The sequence below is a fragment of the Stutzerimonas stutzeri genome, from assembly GCF_024448695.1.
GTDB lineage: Bacteria > Pseudomonadota > Gammaproteobacteria > Pseudomonadales > Pseudomonadaceae > Stutzerimonas > Stutzerimonas stutzeri_T.
Genome location: NZ_JAMOHY010000044.1, coordinates 1 through 9,935 on the forward strand (window position 1 = coordinate 1; position 9,935 = coordinate 9,935).

The window sequence follows — 9,935 nt, forward strand, 5'->3', positions numbered from 1 at the left end:
AGTGCCCGGCTTTTGCAGAAAATCCAGGTATCTATGCAGTCGCAAAGCCTGCAGGATAGGCGAGTCCGACCTGGGCCGACTGAATATTGCCCAGTGTTTCACGAACAACCTGCTTGGCGACGCAGGCGCATTTCCCGCACTGGGAAGCGACTCCGGTCGTTTCGCGAACGTCCCGGTAGCTGCAGCAACCTTCATAAATGGCTTCGCGTATCTGGCCGTCGGTGACACCTTGGCAAAGGCAGACGTACATAAGAACTACCCGTTAGGTCTGTTGATGCCGGGATGCTAAACAGAATGAGAATGATTGTCAACGCAGATTTTACTGCCGTTTACGGATGACGCACAGGATGATCGCGGCGTCGTGTCCGACCCGCTTTCGGAGTAGACTTGCCGACTTTTCGCGTACCCGGAAGTCCCGTACATGGCCCTGCAAGCCACGCCCTATAAAGTCGAACTCAATCTCACCGATCTGGATCGCGGCGTTTATGAAAACGTCCGTTTCACGGTGGCGCGCCATCCCTCCGAAACCGAGGAGCGCCTCGGTATCCGGCTGATCGCCTACGCCCTCTGGTACAGCGAGCAACTGGCCTTCGGTCGCGGATTGTCGGATATCGACGAGCCGGCCCTGTGGGAGAAAAGCCTGGATGGCCGCGTGCTGCACTGGATTGAAGTCGGGCAGCCGGACGCCGAACGCCTGACCTGGTGCTCACGACGTGCCGAGCGCACCAGCCTGGTGGCCTACGGCAACCTGCGGGTCTGGCAGAGCAAGGTGCCCGATGCGGTGAAGGGGTTGAAGAATCTGTCCATCGCCGCTATCGAGTCGGAAACGCTGGCCGATCTGGTCTCGAACCTGCCGCGCAGTATCCAGTGGGGCGTGATGATCAGCGATGGAACCCTGTTCATTACCGACGAGCGTGGCCAGTTCGAGGTGGCGTTGAGCTGGCTGATGGGGGAGCGCTGAACGCAACCCGGCCTCGCCTCCGTTCCCAGTTCAAGCCATCCCGATTCGAGACTCTCTACTCCATGCGCATCGAACCCCGTCCTCTACCTGCACAACTGCCTGACCTGGGGGATCTGCCGCCCCTGCTGACGCGCCTGTATGCCGCGCGTGGCGTGCAGTCAGCGAGCGAGCTGGACAAGGGGCTGGCACGGTTGATTCCCTACGGACAGCTGAAAGGGATCGACGCGGCAGTCGAATTGCTGGTTTCGGCACTCGAGCAGCGCCAGCGCATCCTCTTTGTCGGCGACTTCGATGCAGACGGCGCCACTGCCAGTACGGTCGGCGTGCTGGGCTTGCGCCAACTGGGCGCTGCTCATGTGGATTATCTGGTGCCCAACCGTTTCGAGTATGGCTATGGCCTTACACCGGAAATCGTCGCGGTGGCGTTGCAGCGTCAGCCCGATTTGCTGGTAACTGTGGATAACGGTATTTCCAGTGTCGATGGCGTCGCAGCGGCCAAGGCGGCGGGACTCAAGGTGCTGGTGACCGACCATCACCTGCCGGGTTCGGAGCTGCCCGCAGCCGATGCGATCGTCAACCCCAACCAGCCCGAATGTGCCTTTCCCAGTAAGTGCATCGCCGGCGTCGGGGTGATTTTCTATGTGCTGCTGGCGCTGCGCGCGCGTTTGCGCGAGCTGGGTTGGTTCATCCGTAATGGCTGGGCTGAGCCGAACCTGGCCGAGCTGCTGGATCTGGTGGCGCTGGGCAGTGTCGCCGACGTGGTGCCGCTGGACGCCAATAACCGCATCCTGGTGCATCAGGGCCTGGCGCGGATCCGGGCGGGGCGAGCGCGACCGGGTTTGCGCGCGATTCTGGAAGTCGCCGGACGCGATCACAGCCGCATCACCTCGACGGATCTGGGTTTCATCCTCGGGCCGCGGCTGAACGCGGCGGGGCGGCTGGACGACATGGCGCTGGGTATCGAATGCCTGCTCTGCGAAGACGAGGCCCTGGCGCGGGACATGGCTGTTCAGCTCGATCAGCTCAATCAGGATCGCAAGGGCATCGAGCAGGGTATGCAGCGCGAGGCGCTGGCCCAGCTCAAGGACCTGCCTGTCGAGGACATGCCGTTCGGGCTCTGTCTGTTCGAGCCGGACTGGCATCAGGGCGTTATCGGCATCCTCGCTTCCCGGCTTAAGGAGCGCTATCACCGGCCGACCATCGCCTTTGCCGATGCCGGGGACGGGCAGTTGAAAGGTTCGGCACGTTCGGTGCCGGGCTTTCATATTCGCGATGCGCTGGATGCCGTGGCTGCGCGTCACCCGGGGCTGATCAGTAAGTTCGGTGGGCATGCGATGGCGGCGGGCCTTTCACTGCCGCAGGAAAACTTCAGCGCCTTCGCTGCCGCGTTTGACGCCGAAGTCCGCCGCCAGCTCTGCGAAGACGACCTCACCGGTCGTCTGCTCACTGACGGTCAGCTGAGCGTCGAGGAGTTTCACCTTGAGCTGGCCAGGGCGCTGCGTAATGCCGGGCCCTGGGGTCAGCATTTTCCCGAGCCCATGTTCCATGGCGTGTTCCAGCTGGTTCAACAGCGTCTGGTCGGTGAGAAACACCTGAAGATGGTGCTCAGGAGCGAGTGCGGCTCGCTGAGCCTCGATGGCATCGCCTTCAACATCGACCGCGACCTATGGCCCAACCCCAGCGTGCGCTGGGCCGATCTGGCCTACAAGCTGGACGTCAACGAGTTTCGCGGTCGCGAGAGCGTGCAGTTGCTGGTGGCGCATATCGCCGCGCGTTGAGCGATGGCCGTTGGCAGGTAAATGATCGGTCTGCTGAATCGACAGGCATTTGTCACGGCGTGGTTGATTGTGGCCGGTTGAGGCCGGGCCTAGAGTGATTGGATTACAACAACAATCCTCCGGAGCCAGCGATGAGCGAATCGACCTTGCACCACCGTGCCTGCCACTTGTGCGAGGCCATCTGTGGTCTGAGCATCGAAACCCGCAATGCGCAGATCCTGTCGATCAAGGGCGACCCCCAGGACAGCTTCAGTCGCGGCCACATCTGTCCCAAGGCAGTCGCCCTGCAGGACATCCAGAACGACCCCGACCGCCTGCGCCAACCGATGCGCCGGGTCGGCAGCGAGTGGCATGCCATCGAGTGGGAGGAGGCTTTCACCCTGGCCGCCGAGCGCCTGGCCGATATCCGCGAGCGCCACGGCAACAATGCAGTAGCGGTCTATCAGGGCAACCCAAGCGTGCACAACTATGGGCTGATGACCCACAGCAATTACTTCCTCGGCCTGCTGAAAACGCGCAATCGTTTCTCCGCCACATCGGTCGATCAGCTGCCGCATCATCTGACCAGCCTGATGATGTACGGCCACGGCCTGCTGATCCCGATCCCGGACATCGATCACACCGACTTCATGCTGATCCTCGGCGGCAATCCCCTGGCATCCAACGGCAGCATCATGACCGTGCCGGACGTGGAGAAACGCATTCGGGCGTTGCAGGCGCGGGGCGGCAAACTGGTGGTGGTTGACCCGCGCCGCAGCGAAACCGCAGCCATCGCCGATCAGCACCTGTTTGTCCGGCCCGGGGAGGATGCCGCACTGCTGTTCGGGCTGCTCAATACACTGTTTGACGAGCAGCTGATTCGCACCAGCCATTTGCCGGTTGAGGGGGTGGACGAGCTCCGTGCGGCAGTGGGGCCGTTCACCGCCGAGGCCATGAGCCCGCGCTGCGGTGTGCCCGCGGAGCAGATTCGCCAGCTGGCACGCGACTTCGCCGCGGCAGACAAGGCGGTCTGCTACGGCCGCATGGGTATCTCGACCCAGGCATTTGGCACCCTGTGTCAGTGGCTGGTGCAGTCGATCAACCTGGTCAGCGGCAACCTTGATCGGGTCGGTGGTGCCCTCTGTACCCAGCCGGCGGTGGATCTGGTCGCCAATACCTCCGGCGGTCACTTCAATCGCTGGCAGAGTCGGGTGTCTGGCCTGCCGGAATACGGCGGCGAACTGCCGGTATCCGCCTTGGCGGAGGAAATGCTCATCGAGGGCGAAGGGCAGGTGCGAGCGTTGGTCACCGTCGCCGGTAATCCGGTGCTGTCCACGCCCAATGGGCGTCAGCTGGAGCAGGCGCTGGACGGGCTGGAGTTCATGCTCAGCGTCGATTTCTACATCAATGAAACCACCCGTTACGCCGATCTCATCCTGCCGCCGACGGCGCCGCTGGAACATGATCACTACGACACGACCTTCAACGTCTTCGCCGTACGCAACGTCACCCGCTTCAATGAAGCCGTGTTGCCCAAGCCCGCCGGCGCGCTGCATGACTGGGAAATCTTCGTCGGGCTGGCGACAGCCTTCGCGGCGCGCATCGGGACCGATCTCAAGCCGACCCTGCCGCCCGAGCAGATCATTGATAGTGGACTGCGTGCGGGGCCGTACGGTGACGGCAGTGCGTCTGGTTTGAGCGTGTCCAGGTTGCGTGACTATCCTCACGGTCTGGATCTGGGGCCGCTGCAGCCGAATCTGGCTGCTCGTCTGAAGACCGCCAGCCACCACGTTCAGGCTGCACCGCCGCTGTTTCTGGGGGATATTCAGCGCTTCGCTTGCGCGGCGCCGCTGGCAACCGGTCAGTTGCTATTGATCGGTCGCCGTCACGTGCGCAGCAACAACTCCTGGATGCACAACTATCACCGCCTGGTGAAGGGCAAGCCGCGTCATCAGCTGCTGATGAACCCTGCCGATCTGGACCGACTCGGGCTGCTCGACGGTCAGCGGGTGAAGGTTCGTTCACGGGTTGGCATGATCGAGGTGGACGTCGCAGCCAGCGACGAAATGATGCCAGGTGTAGTCAGTTTGCCCCATGGCTGGGGACATGGGCGTCCGGGTGTCCAGCTGGAGATCGCCACTCGACTGCCTGGTGCGAGTGCCAATGACCTGACCGATGAGCGGCACCTGGACGTGTTGTCAGGCAATGCGGCGCTCAATGGCGTGCCGGTGTGGGTGGAGGCGGCTTAGCGTTACCGCCGCGCAGTTTCATTGAAACAGGCTGTACTGAAGAATGTCCAAAACGCATTCACCGCCGTCGAGGTTTCCATGACACAGCTTTTCCAGCCGCTCACCCTGCGTCAGCTGACGCTCCCCAACCGTATTGCCGTTTCGCCCATGTGCCAGTACTCGGCCAAGGCAGGGATGGCCAACGACTGGCACCTGGTGCACTTGGGCAGCCGTGCTGTCGGGGGCGCCGGGCTGGTGATCGTCGAGGCCACGGCAGTCACTGCGGACGGGCGGATTTCTCCGGAAGACCTGGGTATCTGGACGGACGAACACGTCGAGCCGCTGCGCCGCATCACCCGCTTCATCGAGGCGCAAGGTTCGGTAGCCGGCATCCAGCTGGCACATGCCGGGCGCAAGGCCAGCACTTGGCAACCCTGGCTCGGCAAGCACGGCAGCGTACCTGTGGCTGAAGGTGGCTGGGTGCCGGTCGGGCCTTCGAACATAGCCTTCGATCCGCAACACGCCGTGCCAACGACGCTGGACGCGTCTGGCATTGCCGCGGTGGTCGATGCGTTCGTGAGCGGGGCCGAGCGTGCATTGGCGGCGGGTTTCAAGGTCGCCGAGGTTCACGCCGCGCACGGCTACTTGCTGCATCAGTTTCTCTCTCCACTGTCCAACCAGCGCCAGGATGCCTATGGCGGCTCGTTCGAGAACCGTATCCGCCTGCTGCTGGACGTGACCCAGGCCGTACGGGCCGTGTGGCCGGACGAACTGCCGCTGTTCGTGCGCCTGTCGGCCACCGACTGGGTCGAGGACGGCTGGAACAGTGACGAGACCGTCGAGCTGGCGTGCCGGCTGAAGGCGCTCGGCGTGGACCTGATCGACGTGTCATCCGGCGGCACCGCCGCCAACGCCGAGATTCCGGTTGGTCCGGGTTACCAGACACAGTTTGCCGAGCGGGTGCGCCGCGAGGCAGGTATTGCGACCGGCACCGTTGGGATGATCACCGAGGCGGTGCAGGCCGAGCACATCCTGCGCACCGGTCAGGCCGACCTGATCCTGCTGGCGCGCGAGTTACTGCGTGATCCCTACTGGCCGCTGCACGCGGCAGAAGACCTGCGTGACAGCTCGGTCGCCTGGCCACCACAATACGTGCGTGCCGCGCATCGCGACACGCCGCTCAGGCCTGTTCCAGGCGTGCCCGATTGATATCGACCGTCTCATTTCCTAAGGGAGTTACCCATGAAAACCAGCGGTTTGCTCGATCAGCTTCTGAAATCCGGCCAGGATCTTCTACAAAAGAAACAGGGCTCGAACCCCGCTGGAGGGTCGGGCGGAGGCTTGGGTGATCTGTTGTCCGGAGGCGGTAGCGGTGGGCTGGGTAATCTGCTGTCCGGCGCGGGTGGTGGAGCTTTGGCCGCGGGTGCCATGGGGTTGCTGTTGGGTAATCGCAAAGCGCGCAAGCTGGGTGGCAAGGTCATCACTTATGGGGGGCTGACAGCACTTGGCGTGTTGGCCTACAAGGCTTATGGCAACTGGCAGGCGCAGCAGGGCAGTGCGGCGGCGCAAGCCAGCAGGGCACCCATGACGATCGACCGCCTGCCTCCGGCGCAGGCCGAAGAGCACAGCCAGGCCATCCTCAGGGCGCTGATTGCGGCGGCCAAAGCGGACGGGCACGTGGACGATCAGGAACGCCAGATGATCGATTCAGAACTGGCCAAGCTGACCACCGATGTGGACTTGCAGCGCTGGTTTGACGCGGAGTTGAACAAGCCGCTGGATCCGGTCGAAGTGGCCGCAGCCGCCACGTCGCCCGAGATGGCTTCTGAAATGTATCTGGCGAGTGTGCTGATGGTGGATGAAGAGCACTTCATGGAGCGCGCCTACCTGGACGAGCTGGCTCGCCAGCTCAAACTCGACGAGGCGCTCAAGGCAGAGCTTGAGAATCAGGTTCGCGGCATATCGGCCTGAAACACACCCTTTATCTGCTTCAGTCATTCGCGCCATCGATCCAGTCCGGGCTGTCAGTGATGGCCCGCTGGGTTTATAATCTTCGGCTTTTCGAAACGTCCGTTTGAGAGCTGCCTACCTATGGAAATCAACCCGATCGTCAACAGCATCAAGGACCTGTCTGAACGCACCTTGTCGATTCGGGGGTATCTTTGACTACGATCACAAGCATGATCGCCTCGTCGAAGTAAACCGCGAACTCGAAGACCCCAACGTCTGGAACAACCCCGAATACGCCCAGAACCTGGGGCGTGAGCGCGCCATGCTGGCGCAGATTGTCGAAACCATCGACGACCTCGACAGTGGTTTGGCTGATTCTCGCGATCTGCTCGACATGGCCGTCGAAGAAGACGACCAGGGCGCCGTCGACGACGTAGCCGCCGAGTTGGACCGTCTGCGCGGCATTCTCGAAGGGTTGGAATTCCGCCGTATGTTCAGCGGCGAGATGGACCCAAACAACGCCTACCTCGACATCCAGGCCGGTTCCGGCGGCACCGAAGCCCAGGACTGGGCCAACATTTTGTTGCGCATGTATCTGCGCTGGGCCGACAAGCACGGCTTTGACGCCACCATCATGGAACTGTCCGAAGGCGAAGTCGCGGGTATCAAGGGCGCGACTCTGCACATCAAGGGCGAGTATGCCTTCGGCTGGCTGCGCACCGAGATCGGCGTGCACCGCCTGGTTCGCAAAAGCCCGTTCGACTCCGGCAACCGCCGCCACACGTCGTTCACTGCCGTATTCGTTTCGCCGGAAATCGACGACAACATCGAAATCGAGATCAACCCGGCGGACCTGCGCATCGATACCTACCGCTCATCCGGCGCCGGTGGCCAGCACGTCAACACCACCGATTCGGCGGTGCGTATCACCCACGTGCCGACCAACACCGTGGTCAGCTGCCAGAACGAACGTTCCCAGCACGCCAACAAGGACACCGCCATGAAAATGCTGCGGGCCAAGTTGTACGAGCAGGAAATGCAGAAACGCAGCGCCGCGTCCCAGGCGCTGGAAGACACCAAGTCCGATATCGGCTGGGGCCACCAGATCCGCTCCTACGTGCTCGACGCGTCGCGTATCAAGGACCTTCGTACCGGCGTCGAACGCAGCGACTGCGACAAGGTGCTGGATGGCGATATCGACGAGTACCTCGAAGCCAGCCTCAAACAGGGGTTGTAAGCTACTGCGCTTGTTCATGCTGCGTTGAAAAACGGCTCGGACGGTGGCTTGCCACCGAACGCCCGGAGGGCGGCCCGAGAGGGCGAATGTAATGAGTACCGCTCATTTACAGCACGTAAACTCCGCGTCCTCGCCGTTTTTCGCCTTGCCTACGCGGCCCGGCCTGAACTGCGCTCTACGCTTACAGACTGCACAGCCTTTGACATTTAGCTAGCCATTCACGGGTCAAAAATGACCCGCGCGACCGGAATAATTGACTATGAGCGAACAACCGCTGAACCAGCACGCCATCCAAGAGGAAGAGAACAGCCTGATCCTTCAGCGCAAGGAGAAATTGGCCGCCGAGCGCGCCAAGGGCAACGTCTTCCCCAATGACTTCCGTCGCGACAGCTACTGCAACGACCTGCAGCAGAAATACGCCGACACGAGCAAGGAAGAGCTGGAAGCAGCGGCCATTCCGGTAAAGATTGCCGGGCGCATCATGCTCAACCGGGGCGCCTTCATGGTGCTGCAGGACATGACCGGGCGCCTGCAGGTTTATGTCGACCGCAAGGGGCTGCCAGCCGAAACCCTGGAAGCGATCAAGACCTGGGACCTGGGTGATATCGTCGCCGCTGAAGGCGTCCTGGCGCGCTCGGGCAAGGGCGATCTGTACGTCAACATGACCCATGTGCGTCTTTTGACCAAATCCCTGCGTCCGCTGCCGGACAAACACCACGGCCTGACCGATACCGAGCAGCGCTACCGCCAGCGCTACGTCGACCTGATCGTCAACGACGATACCCGCCACACCTTCCGCGTGCGTTCGCAGGTCATTGCCCACATCCGCAAGTTTCTCGCCGAGCGCGACTTCCTCGAAGTAGAAACACCGATGCTGCAGTCCATCCCTGGCGGCGCCGCGGCCAAGCCGTTCGAGACTCACCACAACGCGCTGGACCTGCCGATGTTCCTGCGTATCGCGCCGGAGCTGTATCTCAAGCGTCTGGTTGTGGGCGGTTTCGAGCGCGTGTTCGAGATCAACCGAAACTTCCGTAACGAAGGCGTCTCGACCCGGCACAACCCCGAGTTCACCATGCTCGAGTTCTACCAGGCCTACGCCGATTACGAAGACAATATGGACCTGACCGAGGAGCTGTTCCGCGAGCTGGCTCAGGCGGTACTCGGCAGCACCGATGTGCCTTATGGCGACAAGGTGTTCCACTTCGGTGAGCCCTTCGTGCGGCTGTCGGTGTTCGATTCGATCCTCAAGTACAACCCGGACATCAGTGCCGAGGATCTCAACGACCTGGAAAAGGCCCGCGCCATCGCCAAAAAGGCCGGCACCAAGCTGCTCGGCCACGAAGGCCTGGGCAAGCTGCAGGTGATGATTTTCGAAGAGCTGGTCGAGCACAAGCTGGAGCAGCCGCACTTCATCACCGAGTACCCGTTCGAGGTCTCGCCGCTGGCGCGCCGCAACGATCGCAACCCGAATGTCACCGACCGCTTCGAGCTGTTCATCGGCGGACGTGAGATCGCCAACGCCTACTCCGAGCTGAACGATGCCGAGGACCAGGCCGAGCGTTTCCATGCACAGGTAGCCGAGAAGGATGCCGGTGACGACGAAGCCATGCACTTCGACGCCGACTTTGTCCGCGCCCTGGAGTACGGCATGCCGCCGACGGCCGGTGAAGGCATCGGTATCGACCGTCTGGTGATGCTGCTGACCAACTCGCCGTCGATCCGCGATGTGATCCTCTTCCCGCACATGCGTCCGGAAGTCTGAGTCGACGAAGCCACGGCCTGAACGAAAAACCCGCACCTTG

Annotated in this window: 8 protein-coding genes; 7 read left to right on the forward strand and 1 reads right to left on the reverse strand. The window is 62.2% G+C overall.

Annotation, left to right across the window (positions count from 1 at the left end; genetic code table 11):
- Positions 1 to 31: 31 nt before the first annotated feature.
- Positions 32 to 250: a bacterioferritin-associated ferredoxin gene (locus tag NAV32_RS17275; protein ID WP_256054018.1), complete on the reverse strand. Its 219-nt coding sequence runs from the start codon at positions 248 to 250 to the stop codon at positions 32 to 34.
- Between the two features lie 171 nt (positions 251 to 421).
- Here NAV32_RS17275 and NAV32_RS17280 point away from each other — a divergent pair, with 171 nt between their 5' ends.
- The 7 genes from NAV32_RS17280 to lysS all read left to right on the forward strand — a co-directional run bounded on the left by NAV32_RS17280 (position 422) and on the right by lysS (position 9,895).
- Positions 422 to 961: a YaeQ family protein gene (locus NAV32_RS17280; protein ID WP_256054019.1), complete on the forward strand. Its 540-nt coding sequence runs from the start codon at positions 422 to 424 to the stop codon at positions 959 to 961.
- A gap of 62 nt (positions 962 to 1,023) precedes the next feature.
- Complete coding sequence (gene recJ, locus NAV32_RS17285; RefSeq protein WP_256054020.1) at positions 1,024 to 2,739, forward strand: single-stranded-DNA-specific exonuclease RecJ; 1,716 nt, start codon at positions 1,024 to 1,026, stop codon at positions 2,737 to 2,739.
- A 131-nt stretch (positions 2,740 to 2,870) separates the two neighbouring features.
- Positions 2,871 to 4,967, forward strand: a complete 2,097-nt coding sequence (locus tag NAV32_RS17290) for a molybdopterin oxidoreductase family protein (RefSeq protein WP_256054021.1) — start codon at positions 2,871 to 2,873, stop codon at positions 4,965 to 4,967.
- 78 nt (positions 4,968 to 5,045) lie between these two features.
- The gene (locus NAV32_RS17295; protein ID WP_256054022.1) at positions 5,046 to 6,155 is read left to right on the forward strand and encodes an NADH:flavin oxidoreductase/NADH oxidase; all 1,110 of its coding nucleotides are present in this window, start codon (positions 5,046 to 5,048) and stop codon (positions 6,153 to 6,155) included.
- A 33-nt stretch (positions 6,156 to 6,188) separates the two neighbouring features.
- Positions 6,189 to 6,917 (forward strand): tellurite resistance TerB family protein, encoded by a 729-nt coding sequence (locus NAV32_RS17300; protein ID WP_256054023.1) that lies wholly within the window; start codon positions 6,189 to 6,191, stop codon positions 6,915 to 6,917.
- Positions 6,918 to 7,037: 120 nt separating this feature from the next.
- A protein-coding gene (gene prfB, locus NAV32_RS17305) for a peptide chain release factor 2 (protein ID WP_256054024.1) occupies positions 7,038 to 8,133 on the forward strand; the annotation gives its coding sequence in 2 pieces (ribosomal slippage) (positions 7,038 to 7,109 and positions 7,111 to 8,133; 1,095 coding nt in all).
- A gap of 259 nt (positions 8,134 to 8,392) precedes the next feature.
- On the forward strand, positions 8,393 to 9,895 hold the full coding sequence (gene lysS, locus NAV32_RS17310) for a lysine--tRNA ligase (protein ID WP_256054025.1): 1,503 nt from the start codon (positions 8,393 to 8,395) through the stop codon (positions 9,893 to 9,895).
- Positions 9,896 to 9,935 lie beyond the last annotated feature (40 nt).

What these genes read in the sequence shown, in the direction of transcription:
- NAV32_RS17275 (WP_256054018.1), bottom strand. Translation starts at nt 250, where the DNA reads ATGTACGTCTGCCTTTGCCAAGGTGTCACCGACGGCCAGATACGCGAA.
- NAV32_RS17280 (WP_256054019.1), top strand. Translation starts at nt 422, where the DNA reads ATGGCCCTGCAAGCCACGCCCTATAAAGTCGAACTCAATCTCACCGAT.
- recJ (WP_256054020.1), top strand. Translation starts at nt 1,024, where the DNA reads ATGCGCATCGAACCCCGTCCTCTACCTGCACAACTGCCTGACCTGGGG.
- NAV32_RS17290 (WP_256054021.1), top strand. Translation starts at nt 2,871, where the DNA reads ATGAGCGAATCGACCTTGCACCACCGTGCCTGCCACTTGTGCGAGGCC.
- NAV32_RS17295 (WP_256054022.1), top strand. Translation starts at nt 5,046, where the DNA reads ATGACACAGCTTTTCCAGCCGCTCACCCTGCGTCAGCTGACGCTCCCC.
- NAV32_RS17300 (WP_256054023.1), top strand. Translation starts at nt 6,189, where the DNA reads ATGAAAACCAGCGGTTTGCTCGATCAGCTTCTGAAATCCGGCCAGGAT.
- lysS (WP_256054025.1), top strand. Translation starts at nt 8,393, where the DNA reads ATGAGCGAACAACCGCTGAACCAGCACGCCATCCAAGAGGAAGAGAAC.